The sequence below is a fragment of the Pseudaestuariivita atlantica genome, assembly GCF_001205715.1.
GTDB classification, from domain to species: Bacteria; Pseudomonadota; Alphaproteobacteria; order Rhodobacterales; family Rhodobacteraceae; genus Pseudaestuariivita; species Pseudaestuariivita atlantica.
In genome coordinates, this window is the sequence record NZ_AQQZ01000002.1 from 22,721 (window position 1) to 44,119 (window position 21,399).

The window sequence follows — 21,399 nt, forward strand, 5'->3', positions numbered from 1 at the left end:
CTCCCGCCGGGCGCGAGAGAGGCTGGCGGCTGTGCCCGGTTGGGAGCGCGGGAGCCTCCGGCGGCCATATTTGGAAAGAGAAGAAGGACATGTGGCTGTGAAGGATGCCGAAGGCTACGTGACGGAAGACGGGCGCACGATTGGTGGCGTGGTCATGGAGATGCGCAACATCACCCTGCGGTTCGGGGGGGTTGTGGCGATCAAGGATATCTCTTTCGATATTCGCGAGGGCGAGATCCGGGCGATCATCGGGCCAAACGGGGCGGGAAAGTCCTCGATGCTGAACGTGATCTCGGGGTTCTACAACCCGCAGGAGGGCGAGGTGTGGTACCGGGGCAGCCTGCGGCCGCCGATGAAGCCCTACCAGGTGGCGCAGCAGGGGATCGCGCGGACCTTCCAGAACATCGCGCTGTTCGAGGGGATGACCGTTCTGGACAACGTGATGACGGGGCGGCTGACGCAGATGAAGGCGGGCATGTTCGCGCAAGCCATCTGGAAGGGGAAGGCCGAGCGCGAGGAGGTCGAGAACCGCGAGCTGGCCGAGCAGGTCATTGATTTCCTCGAGATCCAGTCGATCCGAAAGACGCCGGTTGCGCGTCTGCCTTATGGGTTGAAGAAGCGGGTTGAACTGGCGCGGGCGCTGGTGTCGCAGCCGTCGCTGTTGCTTCTGGACGAGCCGATGGCGGGGATGAACGTCGAGGAGAAGGAGGACATGTCCCGCTTCATCCTGTCCGTAAACGACGAGTTTGGCACAACGATCGCCCTGATCGAACATGACATGGGTGTGGTGATGGACCTGAGCGACCGTGTCGTGGTGATGGATTACGGCAAGAAGATCGGTGACGGGACGCCGGACGAGGTGCGCAACAACCAGGACGTGATCGACGCCTATCTCGGGGTTGCGCATGACTGAGAAAAGTTGGCATTTTGGCCAGTTTACCCCCCTGAACTGGCGCGGCGCGCTGGGCGCGGCCTGCCTGGTGATGGCCGGGGAGCCGCTGGCGGCAGGCCAGTTCGAGGTGTTCGCGGCGCGCTGCCTGGACCCGTTCGAGCATTTCACTCCGCCCATCGTGCAGGGGCTGGAGCCGATGGAGGCGGAGGCCGGCTATTCCGCCTACGGGCTGCCCGAGGGGTTCGTCCTGATCTACGAGACGCCGCCGGCGCAGGATCTGGCAGCCTGCACCGTGCTTGGCCGACCGGCGCGGGGCAATGTTCTGGAATTCGAGATATGGGCGATCGACCAGGTCGCCATCGGGCGGTACGAGGAGATCGAGGCCGGGCGGTGGTTGTCCACCGACTGGATCGAGCCGAAGGTCGCCGTTGAACTGGATGTCACCGCCGAGGCGGTGGCGATGCGTGTGCGGGAGACCGATCTTGAGAGTTAGTGCCTTTCTTCTGTCCGCGCTGATGGCGGTACCGGCGGCGGCGCAGGTTGCCGATCTTGAAACCACGCCGAAGTCGCTGTTCTTTGCCGGGCGCTGCATGGCGCCGGTGATGCTGCGCGAGGACATCAGCACCAAGGATTTGCGCCAGTTGCCGGTGCAGGCGGCGGTGCCGCACCTGTTCGGTGAGGATGGCGAAGTCTGGCAGGGGCTGGACCCGTCGGTGTTGCTGGTCAAGCTGCAGGGCGCGAATTGCGGCATCAATGTCTTCGACGAGGAGTTGCCCGAGGTCGAGGCGTTCATGGATTACTGGCTGGATCGCGAGGACAGCCCGTTCGAACTCACCGAGCGGAAGGAGACCGACCAGGCGGTCACACTGCTGTATGACGGGTTCTGCGAAAGCTGCGGCTTCAACGTGCATGCGCGGGCGCTGCACCTGAAGGCCGACCGGTTCACCGTTTATCGCGTCTTCGCGACGCTGCCCGAGAAGGCCGAGTGATCCGGGCGCTGTTCATATCGCTGGTCCTGCCCGCGGCTGTGCAGGCGCAGGACACTGCCGGGGCGTTCTGGGACGCGTTGCTTGGATGCTGGGCGGTCAAGGATGGCGCGCCGGCGGACGAGCAGGGCTGGACGCTGAAGCGCGACTGGACGCCGGATTGCGGCGACTGCGCGGCAGCGACGCAGCTGTGGGATGCGGGCGCGGGGCTGACGGTGGCGCGGATGCGCGAAACCGATGAAAGCGAGCCGAGTTGTGCGCTGAACGAACGGTCCTGGCCGCGAGCGGCGGCGGTTCTGCCCGCGCTGGAGGCGATCTGGGCCAAGGCGGGAGTGTCGTGGATCGCGGACGATCTGAAGCGCCCGGCAAAGCCGTTCGCGATCCTGCTGAGTTGCGAGGCCGATCTCGCGGCGCGGAAAGTCGCGGTCGTGGATGCCTCGGGCGGGGCCTTGCGGTTCACCGTGTCGGGCTGGATGCCGGACCATGCGGAGATGTGCGCGGGGGCGGCGGGATGAGGGCGTGGATGCTTGCCGCAAGCCTTGCCTGGGCCACGCCCGGTTTCGCCAATGCGGATCTGTGGGCCTACATGATCGGCGTCTGCGTTGACGCGGTGGAGACCGGGCGGGTCGTCGACGCGGCCTTTGACGCGCGGGAGCGGACGCCGTGGCAATGCCGGGTCGACGGGGCTCGCCAGCCTTGCGGCGGGACGGAGGCTCGGTTCGGCAGCCTGACGGGATTGAGCCTTGTGGCGCTGGACCCGATGGTGCGGCCCGTGGCCGGGCGCGGTGTCGCCTGCCGGATGGGAAACCGGGTGGCGATCGCGGGCAACGGCGATCTTGGCCGTGCGCTGCGTGCCAAGACCGAGGCGCGGTTGCAGGGACGGCTTGAGCGGCGGGTCGAGGACCAGGGCGGCGCGTGGGACGTCTGGCGCGGCTGCGCGTGGGATGGGCGGGAATACCGGCTGTCGGCCATGACGCAGGCCACGTTCGCAACATTTCTGGTGCATTTGGGCGCCGAGGATCGGAGCTGCGCACCGCAGGTGTCCGGGCTCGGGTCCGGGACCGCAAGCGAGGAGCCTCGGGTCGTGACCGGGGACGGGGGAGGAGTGAATGCCTGAACAGCTGTTGTTTGCAGCCGAGGTGACGCTGAACGGCCTGATGGCGGGGGTGCTGTATGCCCTTGTCGCGCTGGGGTTCGTGCTGATCTACAAGGCGAGCGGTATCTTCAATTATGCGCAGGGCGTGATGGCCCTGTTCGCGGCGGCGACGCTGGTGGGGATCATGAAGGGGCAGGTGCCGTTCGCGCACCTGATCAACGCCATCTTCGGAACCAAGGTGCATTACTTCGGCTGGACCGTGCCGGCGTTGCTGGCGATCCTGCTGACGCTTGTGGTGATGGTGGTGCTGGCCTGGGCCGTGAACCGGTTCATCATGCGCCACCTCGTGAACCAGGAGCCGATCATCCTGTTCATGGCGACGATCGGGTTTGCCTATTTCCTCGAAGGTCTGTCGGACCTGATGTGGAATTCCGAGATCAAGAAGCTGGACGTGGGGCTGCCGCAGGGCATCAACCTGTGGATCGACGAGACGACGTTCAACGCGTTCGGCTACGGGTTCTTCATCGACAATCTCGACATCGTGGCGACGGTGATCGCGATCGCGCTGGTCGCCTCGCTGATCTTCTTCGCGCAGTACACCAAGCAGGGCCGCGCGATGCGGGCCGTGGCGGACGATCACCAGGCGGCGCTGTCGGTGGGCGTGTCGCTGAACTTCATCTGGGTGATGGTGTGGTCGCTGGCGGGTTTCGTGGCGCTGGTCGCGGGCATGATGTGGGGGGCGAAATCGGGGGTTCAGTTCTCGCTGTCGCTGATCGCCCTGAAGGCGCTGCCGGTGCTGATGCTGGGGGGGTTCACGTCGATCCCCGGAGCGATCATCGGTGGGTTGATCATCGGCGTCGGCGAGCAGCTGTTCGAGTTCGCCATCGGTGCGCCGTTCCTTGGCGGCGCGACGCAGAACTGGTTCGCTTACGTGCTGGCGCTGGTGTTCCTTGTATTCCGCCCGCAGGGCCTTTTCGGGGAGAAGATCATTGAGCGGGTTTGACGCGGGGTCGTCCCTATTGGCTGATCCACAGCCAGATCATCTTGGCGCACCCGGCGAGGAAGCCGAGCACGGCGCCTACGGGCGCGATGTACCAGGGCATGCCGTCGGTCAGGACGCTGTAGAGGCCGATGAAAAAGCCCATGACGGCGAACATGACCGGCAGCGCGAAGACCTCGAACAGGAGGTCGCGGAGAAACCGGCGGAGGCCGTGGCCGAAGCGGGTCAGTGTCGTACGCATGCGTCTGAAACCGTGCTGAATTGCGTGTGGGCCGTGCCTTACACGCGCGGTGCGGCGAAAATGGGGCGTCCCGGATCGGGGGCCGCGCGGGCGACCCCGCGTGCCGCGAGGCCCGCCCACCTGGCACCTTCGCGAGGGTGGTCCGCCCTGCGCGTAGGCGAGGGATGTGCAGGTCGGACCGGGGCGCTGCCCCGGACCCCGAGGTACTTGAAAACCGAAGAAATTGGGGGAGCGCGCCGTGTTCTATCGTGAGGCGGGGGATTTCAAGACCTCCTATGTCGAGGACAGCCAGACCTTTCCCATCGCGTTCGACCGGTGGCGGTATTACGCCGTGCTGGCCTTTGCCTTCCTCGTGGTGCCGTTCATCATCAACGATTACTGGGCCAATGCGATCCTGCTGCCGTTCCTGATCTATGCCATCGCGTCGATCGGGCTGAACATCCTGACCGGGTATTGCGGACAGGTGAGCCTTGGCACCGGCGGGTTCATGGCGGTGGGGGCCTATGCCTGTTACAAGCTGATGACGGCCTTCCCGGATGTGAACATCTTTTTCATCGTGATCGCCTCGGGCTTCATCACGGCGGGGGTGGGCGTGCTGTTCGGCCTGCCGAGTTTGCGGATCAAGGGGTTCTACTTGGCGGTGGCGACGCTGGCGGCGCAGTTCTTCCTTGTCTGGCTCTTCAACCGGGTGCCGTGGTTCTACAACTATTCCGCGTCGGGCCAGATCAACGCGCCGGAGCGGACGGTGTTCGGGATCGAGGTGACGGGGCCCAATACCGAGGCCTGGGCGACCTACCTGTTCTGCCTTGTCTTTACGGTCCTGCTGGCGATCATCGCGCGCAACCTGACGCGCGGGGCGCAGGGGCGGGAATGGATGTCGATCCGCGACATGGACATCGCCGCGGAGATCATCGGGGTGAACCCGCTGCGGGCGAAGCTGACGGCCTTTGCGGTGTCGTCATTCTACGTCGGCGTCGCGGGGGCGTTGTTCTTTGCCGTCTATCTTGGCGCGGTCGAGGTGGGCGAGGTATTCGGCATCCAGAAGTCGTTCATCGTGCTGTTCATGATCATCATCGGCGGGCTGGGGTCGATATTCGGCTCGTTCGCGGGGGCGGCGTTCCTCGTGGTACTTCCGGTGGCGCTGAAGCTGGTGGGTGTGGACCTGCTGGGCTGGCCTACGGATATCGTGGCGCATTTCCAGCTGGTCATCATCGGGCTGTTGATCGTGGTCTTCCTGATCGCGGAGCCGCACGGGATGGCGCAGCTGTGGCGCGTGGCCAAGGAGAAGTTGAGATTGTGGCCGTTTCCGCATTGAGTGGAGGGGTCATGGCGGGCTGAAAACCGCCTAACGCCGGCCTGACCGGCAACCAAACGGGAGGAAGAAAAATGAAGAAACTGTTTGCAACGACAATGCTGGCCACGATGGTGGCGGGCCCGGTGATGGCGGACCTCGTGTTCCCGTCGCTGTCGTATCGCACGGGGCCCTACGCGGCGGGTGGCATCCCGTTCGCGGATGGCTATGCCGATTACTTCACGCTGCTGAACGAGCGTGATGGCGGTATCGGCGGTGTCGAGGCGCGCGTGCTGGAATGCGAGACCGGCTACAACACCGAGAAGGGTGTGGAGTGCTACGAATCGACCAAGGGCGAAGGCTCGCTGGTGTACCAGCCGCTGTCGACGGGCATCACCTACCAGCTGATCCCGAAAACCACCGCCGATGGCATTCCCATGCACACGATGGGTTATGGCCGGACCTCGGCGGCGAACGGCAAGGTGTTCAGCCACACGTTCAACTATCCGGGCAACTACTGGAACGGTGCGTCGGGGGCGATCAACTACCTGCTGGAGACCAATGGCGGTGACATCAGCGGCAAGAAGATCGCGCTGGTCTATCACAACTCTGCCTACGGCAAGGAGCCGATCCGGACGCTGGAAGAGCTGTCGGCCAAGCACGGGTTCGAGCTGAGCCTGATCCCGGTCGATCACCCCGGCCAGGAACAGAAGGCGCAGTGGCTGCAGATCCGCCGCGAGCGTCCCGACAACGTGCTGATGTGGGGCTGGGGCGTGATGAACCAGGTGGCCGTGCAGGAAGCCGCGAACATCCGCTACCCGATGGAGAACTTCATCGGCATCTGGTGGTCGGGTTCGGAGAACGACGTGCTGCCCGCGGGTGACGCGGCGAACGGCTACAAGGCGCTGACGTTCCACAACGTGGGGTCGGACTTCCCGGTGTTCGACGACATCCAGAAATACGTCGTCGATGCGGGCAAGGCAGCGGGCGCGGGCGACCAGATCGGGACCGTCCTCTATAACCGTGGCATGTACGCGGCGATGCTGGCGGCCGAAGCGGCCAAGACCGCGCAGGAAATCCACGGCACCGCCGACATCACGCCCGCGATGATGCGGGACGGGATGGAAGCGCTGGAGATGACCGAGGCGAAGATGGAGGCCCTTGGCCTGCCGAACTTCGGTCCGGCCTTCTCGGTCTCGTGCGAGAACCACGGTGGTCCCGGCCTTGTGGGTGTGACCCAGTGGGATGCGGGCGCCAAGCAGTGGTCGCTGATCTCGGGCTACAAGCCGACCGACGCGGACGTGATCGGGCCGCTGATCGAAGCCGACTCGGCCGCTTATGCCGAGGAAGCCGGGATCGAGCCGGGCTGCTCGTAAGCTGATTGGTTCCGGCCCGCCGCGACCATGGCGGCGGGCCGGGGCATTTTCGAACGAAGATGAAGCGCGGGGGTGCGCCCCCGGATCGTGAGGACACGCGGGATGCTGGACGGGGCGAAGACGCAGGAGACCCTTCTGGAGGTTAACAATATCGAGGTGATCTACAATCACGTGATCCTCGTGTTGAAGGGCGTGTCGTTGCAGGTGCCCAAGGGCGGCATCACGGCATTGCTGGGCGGCAACGGCGCGGGCAAGACGACCACGCTCAAGGCCATTTCTGGCCTGTTGGCGAGCGAGCGGGGCGAGGTGACCAAGGGCACGATTTCCTACAAGGGCGAATCGACCGCGGCGCGCGATCCGGCGGAGCTGGTGAAGATGGGCGTGATCCAGGTGATGGAGGGGCGCCATTGCTTCGAACACCTGACGGTCGAGGAGAACCTGCTGACCGGGGCCTATACCCGGCGCGATGCCAAGGGCGTCGCCGATGACCTTGAACTGGTCTATTCCTATTTCCCGCGCCTGAAAGAGCGGCGGACGAGCCAGGCGGGATACACGTCGGGCGGGGAGCAGCAGATGTGCGCGATCGGTCGGGCGCTGATGTCGCGGCCCGAGACGATCCTGCTGGACGAGCCCAGCATGGGGCTTGCGCCGCAGCTGGTGGAACAGATTTTCGGGATCGTGAAGGATCTCAACGAGAAGGAGGGGCTGACCTTCCTTCTGGCCGAGCAGAACACAAACGTCGCGTTGCGGTTCGCGCATACCGGGTACATCCTTGAATCCGGGCGCGTCGTGATGGAGGGGTTGGCCGCGGATCTGCGGGAGAACCCGGACGTGAAGGAATTCTACCTTGGTATGTCCGACGAGGGGCGCAAGTCGTTCCGCGACGTGCGGTCCTACCGTCGGCGCAAGCGCTGGCTGTCATGAGCGTTCCGTCGGCGCACCATGACGACCCGCATCTGCTGAACCGGACGGGGTGGCTGCGCGCGTCGGTGCTGGGTGCCAATGACGGGATCGTATCGGTTGCCTCGGTGATCGTTGGCGTGGCTGCGGCGGATCCGACGCCGTCGGTGATCTTCCTTGCCGGGGCGGCGGCGCTGGCGGCGGGTGCGATGTCGATGGCCGCGGGCGAATACGTGAGCGTGTCGTCGCAGTCGGACCTTGAGGCCGCCGATATCGAGCGGGAGCGCCAGGCGCTGGAGGTCAATCCCGAGGGTGAGGAGGCCGAACTGGCCGAGATCTACATGGCGCGTGGCCTCAGCGAGGCCACGGCGCGGCAGGTGGCGCGCGAGTTGAGCGAGGGCGATGCGCTCGCCGCGCATGTGCGCGACGAGCTGGGCCTGACGGACGAGCAGGCGGCGCAGCCGCTGCTGGCGGCGGCGGCCTCGGCCGCGACCTTCAGTATATTTGCGGCGATCCCGCTGGCGGCGGCCATGCTGACACCCGCGGGCACGATCATTCCGGTGGTCGTGGTCATCACGCTCTTGTCGCTGGCGCTGCTGGGCATTCTGGGCGCGCAGGCGGGCGGCGCGCGCTGGGGGCCTGCCGCGTTGCGCGTGGTGGTCTGGGGCGGGCTTGCCATGGCGGTGACCGCCGCAGTCGGGCGATTGTTCGGCGTGGCGGTCTGAACCTTGCGCGTCTTTGTCGGCCTGCCGGTGCCGGAGGGGCTGATCGCGACCTGCGTCCGGGCGCAGGGATTGATCCGGGGTGGTCGGATCGTTCCGGTCGAGGACCTGCACCTTACGCTCGCCTTTGTCGAGGATGCGGGTGACGAGCCGCTGGACATGCTTGACGACGACTTGCGCGGGCAGGTGCTGCCCGGCGCGGCGATGCAGGTGACGGGCCTTGCGGGGTTCGGGCATCCGGTGAACGCGGTCGCCTTCGACATCGCGCCGGAGCCGGGGCTTGCGGCGTTGCACGGGATCGTGGCGCGCGCGCTGCGGCGGGCGGGGCTGGTCGCGGATGCCAAGCGGTTCCGCCCCCACGTGACGCTGGCGCGCGGCAAGCCGGACGTGACGCGGCTGGCAGAGGCGGCGCCGGTCACCGATACGCACCGCGCGACGGCGCTGAACCTGTGGTCGTCGCGCTTGACGCCGCGCGGGCCGGTCTATGAGGTGCTGGCAAGCTATCCGGTGGGGGGAACGACATGAAAGCGGTCTGGTACGAGCGGTTCGGTCCGGCGGACGAGGTGTTGCAGCTGGGCGAGATGGAGACGCCCGAGCCGGGACCGGGCGAGGTGCGCGTGCGGGTGCATGCCACCGGCATCAACCCGTCGGACGTGAAGCTGCGGGGCGGGGCGCGGCCCGGAGCGGTGATGGCCCATCCCCGCGTGATCCCCCATTCGGACGGGGCCGGCATCGTCGATGCGGCGGGTCCGGGTGCCGAGGACTGGATCGGCAGGCGCGTCTGGATCAGCAACGGCCAGTGGCAGCGCGCCCATGGCACCGCGTCTGAATACGTGTGCCTTCCGGTGGCGCTGGTGGCGGAGCTGCCCGATGGCACCTCCTTCGCGGAAGGCGCCTGCCTTGGCATTCCGGCGCTGACGGCATGGTACGCGCTGCGCGGGGTCGAGGCCGGTCAGACCGTGCTTGTCACCGGCGGCGCGGGATCGGTCGGGCGCTATGCCTGCCAGATGGCGAGGTTGATGGGGGCGGAGGTGGTGACGACCGTGTCGTCCCCTGAGAAGGGCGCGCATGCGGGTGCGCCGTGGATCAATTACCGGACCGAGGACGTGGCCGCGCGGGTGCGCGAGATGGTGGGCGGTGTCGACCGCATCGTCGAGGTGGATTTCGCGGCGAACCAGGCGGTGTCGCTGGATGTCATCAACCCCGGCGGCACGATCGCGGGTTATGCCAGCGCCAGCGTGATGTCCCCGACGCTCGACTGGTACGGGTTCATGTTCAAGAACGTGCGGCTGCACATGCTGATCGTCTACCAGCTGACCCGCGCCGAGCGGGCCGAGGGGCAGGCGCAGGTCAACCGCTGGCTGGCCGAGGGCGGGTTGAGCCATGCCGTCGTCGATGGCGGGCGGATGGAGGACATGGCCCGCGCCCATGCGCGGGTCGAGGCGGGCAACAAGCTGGGCACCGTGGTGGTAACCCTGTGAAGCCCGCGCGGGCGACCCCGCGTTCCGCGAGGCCCGCCCACCCGGACCCTTCGCAAAACGCGTTGATATTGCATAACATCGGATTCCGAGGACAGGTGAGGGCGTGATGACCGACTATTTCGACGAACTGGAGACCCGGAGCGCGGATGCGCGGGAGGCGGCGCAGGTGGCCGCGCTTGGGCGTCTTGGCGTGCAGGTGGAGGCCGTCGCGCAGTTGCGGGACCTGCCTGTGCTGCGCAAGAGCGACCTTGCCGCAGCCCAGCAGGCCAACCCGCCCTTCGGGACGATCCAGGTCGGTGACATCAGCCACGTCTTTCAATCTCCCGGCCCGATCTATGAACCGGGCGGATCGAGCCATGACTGGTGGCGCATGGGACGTTTCCTGCATGCGGCGGGGATCGGTGCGTCGGACGTGGTGCAGAACTGTTTCGGATATCACCTGACGCCGGCGGGTCACATCTTTGAAAACGGGGCGCGGGCGGTGGGGGCGCGGGTCTTGCCTGCGGGCACCGGCCAGACCGAGTTGCAGGTGCAGGCGGCGGCGCATCTGGGCTGCACCGCCTATGCCGGGACGCCCGATTACCTGAAGGTGATCCTTGAGAAGGCGGACGAGATGGGCGTCTCTTTGAATATCACCAAGGCTGCCGTGGGCGGCGGGGCGCTGTTTCCGTCGCTGCGGGAGGCCTATGCCGAACGCGGCGTGTCGTGCCTGCAATGTTATGCCACCGCCGATCTGGGCAACATCGCCTATGAAAGCCTGGCGATGGAGGGGTTGATCGTGGACGAGGGCGTGATCGTGGAGATCGTGACGCCCGGCACCGGCGACCCGGTGGCAGAGGGCGAGGTGGGCGAGGTCGTCGTCACCGCGCTGAACCCAGATTACCCGCTGATCCGTTTCGCTACCGGGGACCTGAGCGCAATTCTTCCCGGTGACAGCCCCTGCGGAAGGACCAATATGCGGATCAAGGGCTGGATGGGCCGTGCGGACCAGACGACCAAGATCAAGGGGATGTTCGTGCGTCCCGAACAGGTCGCTGCGCTGGTGGCGCGGCACGAGGAGATCCTGAAGGCGCGCGTGAGCGTCGAGCGCGAGAACGAGCAGGACGTGATGCGCGTCGCGCTGGAAACAACGGGGGGAACGGCCGGGGATTATGCGCCCTCGGTCACCGAAATCATGAAGCTGAAGGGGCAGATCGAGCTGGTCGCACCCGGATCGCTTCCCAAGGACGGCAAGGTCATAGATGATCTTCGCAATTACGATTAACGGATTCTGAAGTGGGAGGACCCGAGATGAAACAGATCCTTTATGCAGCCGTGGCGGCGTTGAGCCTCGTGGTGGCGCCGGTGGTTCAGGCGCAGGAGAGGGATGGCGAGAACCTGGCGCTGATCATCGGGAACTTCGATTATGAGGTGATGGAAGACGTCTCGGGCACGCAAGAGGCCGACCGGATCGGCGGCGCGCTGCGCAATGCCGGGTTCCAGGTGATCCGGGGGCTGGACCTGACGAACGACCGGCAAGTCGGGATGGCGCGCATCTTTGCCGAGCGTCTAAGGGACGCCGACCGGGTGATGGTCGTGGTGATGGGCCATGTCGTGTCGAGCGACGATGACAGCTTCCTGCTGGGCGTCGACGCGCGGGAGACCGACGTGCTGAACGCGGGTCTTAACGGGCTGTCGCTGACGGCGGTGCAGTCGCTGCTGGAGCAGCGCCCCGGCACGGCGATCCTGATGGTGGCGGGTAACCGCACGAAGCCCGATCTGGGCCGCGGCATGCGGGACGGGTTCGGCGCGACGCCGATCAAGCAGGGCGTCACGGTGGTGCGGGGCCGCGCCGATGCGCTGAGCAAGGTCGTGATCGACGGTCTGCTGGAGCCCGGAAACTCGTTGCGGCAAGCGCTGCCGTCGCGGTCGGGGCTGAACGTGTCGGGCTTCGTGAGCGACCGGGTGTCCTTCATGGGTGCGGGCAAGGGGGACGAGGTGTCGCCCGAACTGGGCCAGCTGGCCTATTGGAACGCAACCCGCGACATCGGGACGAAAGAGGCCTACGAGGCTTACCTGCGCCGCTTCCCGCAGGGGATCTTCGCGCAGGAAGCGCAATCCTCGCTGGAAGAGTTGCGGCTGGCTCCGCTGCGCGCGGCGCAGGCGGCCGAGGTCGATCTTGGCATGGACCGGCCGACGCGCCGGGCCGTGCAGGCGGCCCTGACGCAGCTTGGCTATAACACGCGCGGCGTGGACGGCATCTTCGGCAACGGGTCGCGGGCCGCGATCAAGGCGTGGCAGGAAGCCAACAATTTCGACCAGACGGGCTACCTGACGCGTCCGCAACTGGTGGTTCTGCAGCGGCAGAAGCAGGAGGCCGATGCCGCGGCAGAGCGCGAGGCGGAAGCCGCCCGCGAGGCCGAGGAGCGCCGTGCCGAAGAGGCCCGCCAGAACGAGCAGAAGGCGTGGGAGCGCGCGCGCGAGCTCGACAACCTGCGCGGCTATCGCCAGTTCGTGCGTGATTTCCCCGACGGGCGTTATGCCGGGGAAGCCCGCCGCCGGATCACGGCGATCCGCCAGGCCAACCAGCAGAACGAGCAGAGCCAGCAGGAACAGGAGCAGGAAAACGAGGGCAGCAGTTTCGACAATTCCGCCGCCGCCGCGCAGGAGCGCATCTTTGCCCCGAACCGCGTGATCCGTCTGGCGATCGAGCGGCAGCTGGCACGCAACGGGTTCAACCCCGGTGCCGTGGATGGCGAGATTACCCAGCGCACCCGCCGGGCCATTGCCGCGTTCCAGAACAGCCGTGGCCTTCCGGTCACCGGGTACGTGGATGCCGCGACGGTGTCGTTGCTGGCGCTCTGACCCGTGAGAGGCACCGGCCCGCTGATCCGCGGGCCGGCGGCCCTGCACATACGAAAAAGGCCGCGCCGGGATGTCCGGCGCGGCCTTTTGCATCAGCGTTCGGGTGTCTCAGCCCTGGCGGGCCTTGAACCGACGCTGGGTCTTGTTGATCACGTAGACGCGGCCCTTGCGGCGCACAACGCGGCAGTCGCGATGGCGGCTTTTGAGCGAGCGGAGCGAGTTCTTGACCTTCATGGTCCTCTCCTTCAATCGCGGCGCGCCAGTCGCGCCTGGGTTTCAACGGTCGCGCGCGGCTGCGCGCGGGTGTTCCATGGTGGGCGATACTGGGATCGAACCAGTGACCCCTTCGATGTCAACGAAGTGCTCTACCGCTGAGCTAATCGCCCTGTCCGTCGCCATGCAGCCCTTGCCCCAAAAGAAATGGGGCGCGGGAACCCGCGCCGGTCCGTGGGGCTATAAAAGGAGTCGAAGGGCGGATCAAGGGCTTTTGGCGCTTCCGGAATCCTGATTATATTCGACCCGTTGCTATGGAGTTGCCACGCGTGTCCAAGGTGCCGTTCCAGTTGATGATGCCGCAGTCGCGGATGTCGAGCGTGGTGTTCGCCAGCCCGCATTCGGGCCGGGATTATCCGTGGTCCTTCCTGCGCCGCACGGTTCTGGACGAACGCACGATTCGGTCGTCGGAAGATGCCTTTGTCGACCGCCTGTTCGAATGTGCGCCGCAGTTTGGCGCGCCGCTCTTGAAGGCGGGAGCGCCGCGCGCCTTCGTGGATCTCAACCGGTCGGCGGACGAGATGGACCCTGCGCTGGTAGAGGGCGTGCGCCGGCAGGCCCACAACCCGCGGGTCGCCAGCGGCCTTGGCGTGGTGCCGCGGGTCGTGGCGGGCGGGCGCGCGATCTATCGCGGCAAGCTGCCCTTGGACGAGGCGCAAGCACGGGTGGTCGACTACTGGCGGCCCTATCACGACCAGTTGCAGGCGCTGTTGAACGAGGCGCGGAGCTATTTCGGGGAGGCGATCCTGATCGATTGCCATTCCATGCCGCACGAGGCGCTGGACGGGATCGCGGCCACCGGCGCGCAACGGCCCGAGATCGTGCTGGGCGACCGGTTCGGTGCAAGCGCGGATGGCGAGATCGTGGACCGGATCGAGGCGGCCTTTGCCGCAGCGGGCCTGCACGTGGTGCGCAACGCGCCCTTCGCGGGCGCCTATTCCACGCAGGCCTATGGGCGCCCCAGCAAGGGCCAGCATGCCGTCCAGATCGAGATCGATCGGGCGATCTACATGGATGAGAGCCTGATCCGGCCCAATGCCAACTTCCACGCCTTCCGCAAGCTGTTGCGCGGCATCGTCGCCGAGATCGTCGAGATTGGCGGGCGCGGCGCGGTCCCCGTGGCGGCGGAATGAAGGGGGTCGGCTGAGGATCAGCCGACCTACATCGTCAGCACGCAAATCGTAGGTCGGGTGATCCTCACCCGACGCCCCTAGCGGATGGCGCGGCCCTTGAGGATCGCGTCGGAGCCGAATTTCGCGCGGATCTCGTCGGTGGCGCGTTCGGCGCGGGCGCGCTGGTTGGCCTCGGGGTCGAGCAGATCCGGCGTCAGGTCGGCGCGCGCCTCGGGCACGAGGTCGCTGAGCCCGGCTCCGAGCAGGCGGTAAGGCCCTTCGTCGCCCACCTGGTCGAACAGGCCGCGCGCGGTGCGGTAGAGCGTATCGGCCAGCTGTGTCGGGTCACGCAGGGACTGGCGCCGGGAAATCAGTGAGAAATCCCGCCGCTTCAGTTTCAGCACGACCACCCGCCCGGCGATCCCCTTGGCCTTGGCACGGTCGGCCACCTTTTCGCACATGCGCCACAGATGACCGTCCAGCACGTGCCAGTCGGAGGTGTCCTCGTGAAAGGTCGTCTCGTTCGAGATCGACTTGACCGGCGCATGGGCCGAGACGCGCCGCCGGTCCTGTCCGCGCGCGAGGTGCCAGAGCCGATCCCCCATCGACCCGAACCGCGCCGACAAATCCGCCCGGTTCCAGCGCAAAAGGTCGGCGAAGGTGCGGATGCCGGCCTGACCCAGCGCGTCGCGCGTGACCTGCCCGACGCCCCAGATCAGGCTGACCGGCCTGTCGCGCAGGAAGGCATCCGTTTCGGCCTTGCCGATCACCGAAAACCCGCGCGGCTTGTCGAGGTCGGAAGCGACCTTGGCGAGAAACTTGTTGTGGCTGAGCCCGATCGACCCGGTCAGGCCCAGCTCGTCGCTCATCCGCTTGACCAGCCGGGCGAGCATCACGGCAGGTGGCGCGCCGTGCAGGCGGGCGGTGCCGGTGAGGTCGAGAAACGCCTCGTCCAGCGACAGCGGTTCGATGTCGGGGGTCAGTTCCTCCATCATGGCGCGGATCGCGCGGGAGGCCTTGGCGTATTCCTCCATCCGGGGCTTGATGATCACCGCCTCGGGGCATTTCTGCAGCGCCTGGAACATGGGCATGGCAGACCGCACGCCCCGGATGCGCGCGACGTAGCAGGCGGTCGACACCACCCCGCGGCGCCCGCCGCCGATGATCACCGGCTTGTCGGCCAGTTCGGGATTGTCGCGCTTTTCGACCGAGGCATAGAAGGCGTCGCAATCCATGTGGGCGATGGACAAATCGAAGAGTTCGGGGTGCGACAGCATCCGCGGGCTGCGGCATGAGGGGCAGCGCGTGGGCGTGTCGGACGTGGTTGCGAGGCAGGCGCGGCAGAGGCTGGGCATCGTGGCAGGCGGCGGCTAGGGTGCTGCCAAGATAGCGCGGCAGAGGGGCAAAGCCCATGGCGTTTTCCGGGAAGTTCGACGGGGCGAAGGTCGCGCTGTTCGTAGGCGAGGCGCTGGTCGTGATGCGCCGCGACGCGCGGATGGACGTGACGTGGCCCGGCACCCTCGACTGGCCGGGAGGGGGCCGTGATCCGGGGGAAAGCGCGGCGGACACGGTCATCCGGGAGACGCGGGAAGAGATCGGGCTGCGCCTGCGGCCCGAAGATCTTGTGCAGGAGACGCGGACGGGGCGGCTGGGCGTGGCGGTCGTCATGTATGCAGCGCGGCTGCCCGCAGGCCGCGCGAACGAGATCAGGCTGGGTGACGAGGGGCAGGCCTGGGGATTGATGATGCCCGAGGATTACGTCCGCCATTCGGACGCGGTGCCGTCGCTTGTGCTCTATGCGCGCGACGTGCTGGGTGTGGACGTGGGGGATGATGCGACGGTCCGGGGCCATCTTGTGCGGCAGTGGATCCGCGAACTGGTGCGCCGGGCGGCACCCGGCGCCTTGGGCCTAGAGGGGCTGGCGGCGCAGGTCGCGGCATTGCTTGGGCAAGAGACCGAGGAGATGCAGGTCACGGTTGACGCAGTTCTGACGGACATGGTGGTCGCAGGGGAGTTGGCGGCGGATGCCAAGGGCGTGCTGCCCGGCCCGCATTTCCTTGACGTCGTGACCGGCGGCGTTCCTTGACGGGGGTCACCAAGTAAAAACCCGGGACGCGCACGAGGCGGTCCCGGGAGTTGGGGCAGAGATCGGCAAGACAGACAGAAACGATCTCTGGCGGTTGGCGGAAAGCCGGGTGGGGTCGCTGATGTCAGCCCCGGCCCTGTCCGCCGTCACCGCGTGTTAGGCAGACACGCGGGATGGGGGATGCCTCAGGCCGCGTGGGCGTGAGACAGGAAACGGTCGAGCCAGCGCGGCGCGCGCGTCCGTCCGGCGCGGGGGCGCGCCATCGGCGGCAGCGCGAGGCGGCGCGCGGAAACGGCGCGCATCCCGCGGTTCAGCTTGTGCATGCGTTCGGCGCGGTCGATGAGGCCGGACGCGGCTTGTTCGAATTCGGTGGTCATCGGCGCGTGATAGCTTGCCGCATAGCGCAACGGGCCGCGCACGGATTGGATCGTCACGACGGCTTCGAAGGCTTGCTCGGCGGCGTTGTAGATCACGTCGCTCAGCGTGGCTTGTTTGGTCATGGTACTGCTCCTCGCCCATGGTGGGCTTCCCTTTATGTGGGGAGGCCCATTGTGGATATAAACGGGGAGAGGGTTAAAAAAGTTCCCGAGATGACCAAACTTTTCGTGACTTTTTACAATATATCGGTGTCTGGCCGCGGGTATGCACCAGATACTGATCGAAAAAGTTAACGATTGCAGGGCATTGCGGATCAGGAATTGGGCCGGACGGCTTGCGCGGACCGCAATTCGGCGACGATGGCTTCGGCTGCCGCGCGGGGGTCGGGCGCGTGGTGGACCGGTCGGCCGACGACGACGTGGTCGGCCCCTGCCGCGATGGCCTGCGCCGGTGTGGCGATGCGTTTCTGGTCGCCCGCGTCGCTGCCGGCCGGGCGCACACCCGGCGTCACGATCAGGCGCCCCTCCGCTTCGCCGAGGGCGCGCACGGCGGCGGCCTCGTTCGGGGAGCAGATGACGCCGTCGGCGCCCGCCTCGAACGCGCGGGCGGCGCGGTCGACCACCAGTTGGCCGGGCGTGCCGGAGACGAGCATCGAGGCGTCGAGGTCGTCGCGATCGAGCGAGGTGAGGATCGTCACGGCGAGGATCTTCATGCCCGACCCGCCCGCGCCTTCGCGCGCGGCGCGGACGACGTGCGGGTCGCCATGCACGGTGAGGAAATCGAGGTCGAATTGCGCCAGTCCGCGTACCGCCGCCTCGACCGTGGCACCGATGTCGAACAGTTTCATGTCGAGGAAGATGCGTTTGCCGTGCTCGTCCTTGAGCTCGTTCGCGAGCGCCAGCCCGCCACCGGTCAGCATGCCCAGGCCGATCTTGTAGAACGACACCGCGTCGCCGAGCTGGCCCGCCAGTTCAAGGCCGGCCAGCGCGTTCGGAACGTCGAGGGCTACGATGAGGCGGTCATCCGACATGGGGCTCTCCTTTGGTCTGGAGATGCTGGTGCCTTTCCGCGGTCGGCGCGTCAAGGGCCGGAACGGAGCGGGCGCGCAGGCGTTCAGGTGGCTAAAGGATGGAGAGTTTCATGACCCAGACCACGTCTAACGTCCCGAACCGCCCGATGTCGGGTTTCGTGCCGATTGCCATCGCGGCGGCGGTTGTCGCCGTCGTGGGAGTTGGTGCCACGCTGCTGTTTTCCGAAGGCTCGACGGTGCAGAGCGCGATCGGTCACGAAGAGGAAGCCGGCATGGTGCAGCGGCCCACGGGCGCGGGCAGCGTTCCGGACGGCCTTGCCGGACCGGCGCAGGGCGCCGCGCCGCGGGTGATCGACGAAGGCGACGTGATCGTCGGCAGCGCGGATGCGACCGACCTCGACACCGTAACGGGGAACGAGGGCCCGTCGCGCGAAACCCAAAGCAGAAAGCAGCCTGACGAGGCCAACACCGCCCCCGGAGCGGGTTCGATCGACGCGGAAACCGGGATGGTCACGACCGGGTCGAACTGACCCGGCAGCCCGTCACGCGGCGAGCGACGGTCCGAGCTGGATCGTTAGCTTTTCGCGGCGGTTCGTGGGCAGGCGTTGCATCTGGTCAAGCGCCGCGCTGACCAGCATGTCGTGCCGTGCCTGCGGCGCGGCATCGCCCTGTCCCATTGCGTGACATTCGAAATAGCTGACACCCTGTTCGGTCGTGATGGCCACGTGGCCCATGACGTCCGCCGTGTTGGAGTTGTCGATTACGGTAATGTCGGTGATCAGCATCTTTACGCCCTCTACTAAGTCCTATCACACACCTTGGCCCGTGCCGGGTTAAGAGCCGATGAAGGCGCTCATATGGCGCGGGCGGGGTTGATTGGCGGCGCGCGCATCCCCAGATTTCACGACGAGGCCCGGAATGGGTGTGCCGCGATGTCGGGCACCTGCACACAGGGGCGCTTGTGAAAAGGAGAGATGCGATGAACTTGGAGAAGTTCACCGAACGGTCGCGCGGTTTCATTCAGGCCGCACAGACCATTGCGATGCGCGAGGATCACCAGCGGTTGGTGCCCGAGCATCTTCTGAAAGCATTGATGGATGACGAGCAGGGTCTGGCGGCCAACCTGATCGCCCGCGCGGGCGGATCGGCGGCGCGTGTCGTGGAAGCCAACGACCTGGCGCTGGGCAAGCTGCCCAAGGTGTCGGGCGATGGCCAGGTCTACATGGACAGCGCGACCGGCAAGGTTCTGGCCGAGGCCGAGGCGCTGGCCAAGAAGGCTGGGGACAGTTTCGTGCCCGTGGAGCGCATCCTGATGGCGCTGGCGATGGTCAAGTCGGGTGCCAAGCAATCGCTGGAGGCGGGAGCCGTCACGGCGCAAAAGCTGAACGCCGCGATCAACGACATCCGCAAGGGCCGCACCGCCGACACGGCGAGTGCCGAGGAAGGCTATGACGCGCTGAAGAAGTACGCGCGTGACCTGACCGAGGCCGCCGAACAGGGCAAGATCGACCCGATCATCGGGCGGGATGACGAGATCCGCCGCTCGATGCAGGTGCTGTCGCGCAGGACCAAGAACAACCCGGTCCTGATCGGTGAGCCCGGCGTGGGTAAGACCGCGATTGCCGAGGGCCTTGCCCTGCGCATCGTGAACGGCGACGTGCCGGAGTCCTTGCGCAACAAGCGCCTGCTGGCGCTCGACATGGGTGCGCTGATCGCCGGTGCGAAATATCGCGGTGAGTTCGAGGAACGGCTGAAGGCGGTTCTGACCGAGGTGACCGAGGCCGCGGGTGAAATCATCCTGTTCATCGACGAGATGCACACGCTGGTCGGCGCGGGCAAGACGGACGGCGCGATGGACGCGTCGAACCTGTTGAAGCCTGCCTTGGCGCGGGGTGAGTTGCACTGTGTCGGTGCGACGACGCTCGACGAGTATCGCAAGCACGTCGAGAAGGACGCGGCCCTTGCCCGCCGGTTCCAGCCGGTCATGGTCGAGGAGCCGACGGTCGAAGACACCGTCAGCATCCTGCGCGGCATCAAGGAGAAGTACGAGCTTCACCACGGTGTGCGCATTTCCGACAGCGCGCTGGTCGCGGCGGCGACCCTGTCGCATCGCTACATCACCGACCGTTTCCTGCCGGACAAGGCCATCGACCTGATGGACGAGGCCGCCTCGCGCCTGAGGATGGAAGTGGACAGCAAGCCCGAGGAACTGGACGCGCTTGATCGCCAGATCCTGCAGTTGCAGATCGAGGCCGAGGCGCTGAAGAAGGAAGACGACGACGCGTCGAAGGACCGTCTGGCCAAGCTGGAGAAAGAGCTGGGTGACCTGCAGGAGCGGTCGTCCGAGATGACGGCGCAATGGCAGGCAGAACGGGATCGGCTGGCCTCGTCCCAGGAGTTGAAGGAACAGCTGGACCGTGCGCGGGCCGAGCTGGAGATCGCCAAGCGGGAAGGTAACCTGGCGAAGGCCGGTGAGCTGTCTTACGGCGTGATCCCCGGTCTGGAAAAGCAGTTGGCCGAGGCCGAGGGCGATGACGGGAAGATGGTCGAAGAGGCCGTGCGCCCGGAACAGATCGCCGCGGTGGTCGAACGGTGGACGGGTATCCCGACCTCGAAAATGCTGGAAGGCGAGCGCGAGAAACTGCTCCGCATGGAAGAGGAACTGCATGGCCGCGTGATCGGTCAGGACAGTGCCGTGCGGGCCGTGTCGAACGCGGTGCGCCGGGCGCGGGCTGGTCTGAACGACGAGAACCGCCCGCTGGGGTCGTTCCTGTTCCTTGGCCCGACCGGCGTCGGCAAGACCGAGTTGACCAAGGCGGTCGCGGACTTCCTGTTCGACGACGACAGCGCGATGGTGCGGATCGACATGAGCGAGTTCATGGAGAAGCACTCCGTGGCACGCCTGATCGGGGCGCCTCCGGGGTATGTCGGCTACGACGAAGGTGGTGTGCTGACCGAGGCCGTGCGGCGCCGTCCGTACCAGGTGGTGCTGTTCGACGAGGTCGAGAAGGCGCACCCGGACGTGTTCAACGTGCTGTTGCAGGTTCTGGATGACGGTGTGCTGACCGATGGTCAGGGCCGCACCGTGGATTTCAAGCAGACGCTGATCGTGCTGACGTCGAACCTTGGAGCGCAGGCGCTGAGCCAGTTGCCCGATGGCGCAGATGCCTCGCAGGCACGGCGGGACGTGATGGACGCGGTGCGGGCGCATTTCCGGCCCGAGTTCCTGAACCGTCTGGACGAGACGATCATCTTTGACCGTCTGTCGCGCGAGGACATGGACGGGATCGTGGAGATTCAGTTGAAGCGTCTCCTGAAGCGGCTGGCGTCGCGGAAGATCACGCTGGAGCTGGACGAGGCAGCCAAGACGTGGCTGGCCGATGAAGGCTATGACCCGGTCTTTGGCGCGCGTCCGCTGAAGCGGGTGATCCAGCGGTCCCTGCAGGACCCGCTGGCGGAGATGATCCTTGCCGGCGACATCATGGATGGCGCAGAGATCGAGGTGTCGGCAGGTGCCGATGGCCTGATCATCGGTGACCGGGTCGCAAGCTCGAACCGGATGCCGCCGGAAGATGCGGTTGTCCACTAAGGCGCGACACATGTGAAACGGAACGCCCCGAGCCACGGCTCGGGGCGTTTTTTCTTTGTCCCGGCCGGGTGGATGGCGCAAGGTCGCCGCAAGGGGAGGGAC

General features: G+C 66.4%; 24 protein-coding genes and 1 tRNA gene. 18 read left to right on the forward strand and 7 right to left on the reverse strand.

The annotated features are described in order from the left end of the window. The first annotated feature begins 154 nt into the window (after positions 1 to 154). The 6 genes from ATO11_RS03530 to ATO11_RS03555 are packed head-to-tail and all read left to right on the forward strand — an operon-like array spanning position 155 to position 3,977. Positions 155 to 913: an ABC transporter ATP-binding protein gene (locus ATO11_RS03530; protein WP_242601369.1), complete on the forward strand. Its 759-nt coding sequence runs from the start codon at positions 155 to 157 to the stop codon at positions 911 to 913. Then, positions 906 to 1,385, forward strand: a complete 480-nt coding sequence (locus tag ATO11_RS03535) for a hypothetical protein (RefSeq protein WP_050529474.1) — start codon at positions 906 to 908, stop codon at positions 1,383 to 1,385. Before ATO11_RS03530 ends, ATO11_RS03535 begins: the two co-directional genes overlap by 8 nt. Continuing rightward, positions 1,375 to 1,881 carry a hypothetical protein gene (locus tag ATO11_RS03540; protein ID WP_134643056.1) on the forward strand — a complete coding sequence of 169 codons (507 nt, stop codon included), beginning with the start codon at positions 1,375 to 1,377 and terminating at the stop codon, positions 1,879 to 1,881. Before ATO11_RS03535 ends, ATO11_RS03540 begins: the two co-directional genes overlap by 11 nt. After that, a complete protein-coding gene (locus tag ATO11_RS03545; RefSeq protein WP_050529476.1) occupies positions 1,878 to 2,393 on the forward strand; it encodes a hypothetical protein in 516 nt (171 codons plus the stop codon). The genes ATO11_RS03540 and ATO11_RS03545 overlap by 4 nt, the downstream gene beginning before the upstream one ends. Positions 2,394 to 2,401: 8 nt before the next feature. Further along, on the forward strand, positions 2,402 to 2,995 hold the full coding sequence (locus ATO11_RS03550) for a hypothetical protein (RefSeq protein ID WP_050529477.1): 594 nt from the start codon (positions 2,402 to 2,404) through the stop codon (positions 2,993 to 2,995). Continuing rightward, positions 2,988 to 3,977, forward strand: coding sequence for a branched-chain amino acid ABC transporter permease (locus ATO11_RS03555; protein WP_050529478.1), 990 nt, complete (start codon positions 2,988 to 2,990; stop codon positions 3,975 to 3,977). Before ATO11_RS03550 ends, ATO11_RS03555 begins: the two co-directional genes overlap by 8 nt. A 13-nt stretch (positions 3,978 to 3,990) precedes the next feature. Here the strand turns inward: ATO11_RS03555 and ATO11_RS03560 are convergent, their stop codons facing one another. Next, a complete protein-coding gene (locus ATO11_RS03560; RefSeq protein ID WP_050529479.1) occupies positions 3,991 to 4,215 on the reverse strand; it encodes a hypothetical protein in 225 nt (74 codons plus the stop codon). 238 nt (positions 4,216 to 4,453) lie between these two features. Between ATO11_RS03560 and ATO11_RS03565 the strand changes: the two genes are divergently transcribed. The 8 genes from ATO11_RS03565 to ATO11_RS03600 all read left to right on the forward strand — a co-directional run bounded on the left by ATO11_RS03565 (position 4,454) and on the right by ATO11_RS03600 (position 12,829). Beyond that, positions 4,454 to 5,530 (forward strand): branched-chain amino acid ABC transporter permease, encoded by a 1,077-nt coding sequence (locus tag ATO11_RS03565; protein ID WP_050529480.1) that lies wholly within the window; start codon positions 4,454 to 4,456, stop codon positions 5,528 to 5,530. Between the two features lie 71 nt (positions 5,531 to 5,601). Beyond that, positions 5,602 to 6,882, forward strand: a complete 1,281-nt coding sequence (locus tag ATO11_RS03570; RefSeq protein WP_050529481.1) for an ABC transporter substrate-binding protein — start codon at positions 5,602 to 5,604, stop codon at positions 6,880 to 6,882. 102 nt (positions 6,883 to 6,984) lie between these two features. Next, positions 6,985 to 7,806: an ABC transporter ATP-binding protein gene (locus tag ATO11_RS03575; RefSeq protein ID WP_050529482.1), complete on the forward strand. Its 822-nt coding sequence runs from the start codon at positions 6,985 to 6,987 to the stop codon at positions 7,804 to 7,806. Next, entirely contained in the window at positions 7,803 to 8,507 is a 705-nt protein-coding gene (locus ATO11_RS03580) for a VIT1/CCC1 transporter family protein (protein WP_050529483.1), read from the forward strand. Before ATO11_RS03575 ends, ATO11_RS03580 begins: the two co-directional genes overlap by 4 nt. Positions 8,508 to 8,510: 3 nt before the next feature. Next, a complete protein-coding gene (gene thpR / locus ATO11_RS03585) occupies positions 8,511 to 9,029 on the forward strand; it encodes an RNA 2',3'-cyclic phosphodiesterase (RefSeq protein ID WP_050529484.1) in 519 nt (172 codons plus the stop codon). Beyond that, positions 9,026 to 9,985 (forward strand): NADPH:quinone reductase, encoded by a 960-nt coding sequence (locus ATO11_RS03590; protein WP_050529485.1) that lies wholly within the window; start codon positions 9,026 to 9,028, stop codon positions 9,983 to 9,985. The genes thpR and ATO11_RS03590 overlap by 4 nt, the downstream gene beginning before the upstream one ends. Positions 9,986 to 10,091: 106 nt before the next feature. Next, positions 10,092 to 11,249, forward strand: a complete 1,158-nt coding sequence (locus ATO11_RS03595; protein ID WP_050529486.1) for a phenylacetate--CoA ligase family protein — start codon at positions 10,092 to 10,094, stop codon at positions 11,247 to 11,249. A gap of 26 nt (positions 11,250 to 11,275) precedes the next feature. Further along, complete coding sequence (locus ATO11_RS03600; protein ID WP_050529487.1) at positions 11,276 to 12,829, forward strand: peptidoglycan-binding domain-containing protein; 1,554 nt, start codon at positions 11,276 to 11,278, stop codon at positions 12,827 to 12,829. Positions 12,830 to 12,937: 108 nt separating this feature from the next. Here the strand turns inward: ATO11_RS03600 and ykgO are convergent, their stop codons facing one another. Both ykgO and ATO11_RS03610 read right to left on the reverse strand, forming a co-directional pair. Further along, entirely contained in the window at positions 12,938 to 13,063 is a 126-nt protein-coding gene (gene ykgO / locus ATO11_RS03605) for a type B 50S ribosomal protein L36 (RefSeq protein WP_050529488.1), read from the reverse strand. A gap of 77 nt (positions 13,064 to 13,140) precedes the next feature. Continuing rightward, positions 13,141 to 13,215: transfer RNA gene (locus tag ATO11_RS03610), tRNA-Val, on the reverse strand. 156 nt (positions 13,216 to 13,371) lie between these two features. Between ATO11_RS03610 and ATO11_RS03615 the strand changes: the two genes are divergently transcribed. Then, entirely contained in the window at positions 13,372 to 14,235 is an 864-nt protein-coding gene (locus ATO11_RS03615; protein ID WP_082176182.1) for an N-formylglutamate amidohydrolase, read from the forward strand. Positions 14,236 to 14,312: 77 nt separating this feature from the next. On the opposite strand, the gene ATO11_RS03620 is transcribed toward ATO11_RS03615, so the two are convergent. Beyond that, on the reverse strand, positions 14,313 to 15,569 hold the full coding sequence (locus tag ATO11_RS03620; protein ID WP_082176135.1) for a DNA polymerase IV: 1,257 nt from the start codon (positions 15,567 to 15,569) through the stop codon (positions 14,313 to 14,315). A 56-nt stretch (positions 15,570 to 15,625) separates the two neighbouring features. Between ATO11_RS03620 and ATO11_RS21645 the strand changes: the two genes are divergently transcribed. Continuing rightward, positions 15,626 to 16,300: an NUDIX domain-containing protein gene (locus ATO11_RS21645; RefSeq protein ID WP_110553559.1), complete on the forward strand. Its 675-nt coding sequence runs from the start codon at positions 15,626 to 15,628 to the stop codon at positions 16,298 to 16,300. Between the two features lie 185 nt (positions 16,301 to 16,485). Here ATO11_RS21645 and ATO11_RS03630 read toward each other — a convergent pair whose 3' ends face one another. Next, entirely contained in the window at positions 16,486 to 16,800 is a 315-nt protein-coding gene (locus tag ATO11_RS03630; RefSeq protein WP_050529491.1) for a hypothetical protein, read from the reverse strand. A gap of 191 nt (positions 16,801 to 16,991) precedes the next feature. Next, complete coding sequence (gene pyrF / locus ATO11_RS03635; protein WP_050529492.1) at positions 16,992 to 17,708, reverse strand: orotidine-5'-phosphate decarboxylase; 717 nt, start codon at positions 17,706 to 17,708, stop codon at positions 16,992 to 16,994. Between the two features lie 110 nt (positions 17,709 to 17,818). Between pyrF and ATO11_RS03640 the strand changes: the two genes are divergently transcribed. After that, on the forward strand, positions 17,819 to 18,238 hold the full coding sequence (locus ATO11_RS03640; protein WP_134643057.1) for a hypothetical protein: 420 nt from the start codon (positions 17,819 to 17,821) through the stop codon (positions 18,236 to 18,238). A 12-nt stretch (positions 18,239 to 18,250) separates the two neighbouring features. Here ATO11_RS03640 and ATO11_RS03645 read toward each other — a convergent pair whose 3' ends face one another. Then, the gene (locus tag ATO11_RS03645) at positions 18,251 to 18,493 is read right to left on the reverse strand and encodes a hypothetical protein (RefSeq protein WP_050529494.1); all 243 of its coding nucleotides are present in this window, start codon (positions 18,491 to 18,493) and stop codon (positions 18,251 to 18,253) included. Between the two features lie 194 nt (positions 18,494 to 18,687). Between ATO11_RS03645 and clpB the strand changes: the two genes are divergently transcribed. Beyond that, entirely contained in the window at positions 18,688 to 21,297 is a 2,610-nt protein-coding gene (clpB, locus tag ATO11_RS03650; RefSeq protein ID WP_050529495.1) for an ATP-dependent chaperone ClpB, read from the forward strand. Positions 21,298 to 21,399: the final 102 nt, after the last annotated feature.

Bases quoted from the DNA above. Each gene is read 5' to 3' on its own strand.
- ATO11_RS03555 (WP_050529478.1), top strand. From the start codon at position 2,988: ATGCCTGAACAGCTGTTGTTTGCAGCCGAGGTGACGCTGAACGGCCTG.
- ATO11_RS03590 (WP_050529485.1), top strand. From the start codon at position 9,026: ATGAAAGCGGTCTGGTACGAGCGGTTCGGTCCGGCGGACGAGGTGTTG.
- ATO11_RS03550 (WP_050529477.1), top strand. From the start codon at position 2,402: ATGCTTGCCGCAAGCCTTGCCTGGGCCACGCCCGGTTTCGCCAATGCG.
- pyrF (WP_050529492.1), bottom strand. From the start codon at position 17,708: ATGTCGGATGACCGCCTCATCGTAGCCCTCGACGTTCCGAACGCGCTG.
- ykgO (WP_050529488.1), bottom strand. From the start codon at position 13,063: ATGAAGGTCAAGAACTCGCTCCGCTCGCTCAAAAGCCGCCATCGCGAC.
- ATO11_RS03620 (WP_082176135.1), bottom strand. From the start codon at position 15,569: ATGCCCAGCCTCTGCCGCGCCTGCCTCGCAACCACGTCCGACACGCCC.
- ATO11_RS03595 (WP_050529486.1), top strand. From the start codon at position 10,092: ATGACCGACTATTTCGACGAACTGGAGACCCGGAGCGCGGATGCGCGG.
- ATO11_RS03560 (WP_050529479.1), bottom strand. From the start codon at position 4,215: ATGCGTACGACACTGACCCGCTTCGGCCACGGCCTCCGCCGGTTTCTC.
- ATO11_RS03570 (WP_050529481.1), top strand. From the start codon at position 5,602: ATGAAGAAACTGTTTGCAACGACAATGCTGGCCACGATGGTGGCGGGC.
- ATO11_RS21645 (WP_110553559.1), top strand. From the start codon at position 15,626: ATGGCGTTTTCCGGGAAGTTCGACGGGGCGAAGGTCGCGCTGTTCGTA.
- ATO11_RS03580 (WP_050529483.1), top strand. From the start codon at position 7,803: ATGAGCGTTCCGTCGGCGCACCATGACGACCCGCATCTGCTGAACCGG.
- ATO11_RS03630 (WP_050529491.1), bottom strand. From the start codon at position 16,800: ATGACCAAACAAGCCACGCTGAGCGACGTGATCTACAACGCCGCCGAG.
- ATO11_RS03575 (WP_050529482.1), top strand. From the start codon at position 6,985: ATGCTGGACGGGGCGAAGACGCAGGAGACCCTTCTGGAGGTTAACAAT.
- ATO11_RS03640 (WP_134643057.1), top strand. From the start codon at position 17,819: ATGACCCAGACCACGTCTAACGTCCCGAACCGCCCGATGTCGGGTTTC.
- ATO11_RS03535 (WP_050529474.1), top strand. From the start codon at position 906: ATGACTGAGAAAAGTTGGCATTTTGGCCAGTTTACCCCCCTGAACTGG.
- ATO11_RS03530 (WP_242601369.1), top strand. From the start codon at position 155: ATGGAGATGCGCAACATCACCCTGCGGTTCGGGGGGGTTGTGGCGATC.
- ATO11_RS03645 (WP_050529494.1), bottom strand. From the start codon at position 18,493: ATGCTGATCACCGACATTACCGTAATCGACAACTCCAACACGGCGGAC.
- clpB (WP_050529495.1), top strand. From the start codon at position 18,688: ATGAACTTGGAGAAGTTCACCGAACGGTCGCGCGGTTTCATTCAGGCC.
- ATO11_RS03600 (WP_050529487.1), top strand. From the start codon at position 11,276: ATGAAACAGATCCTTTATGCAGCCGTGGCGGCGTTGAGCCTCGTGGTG.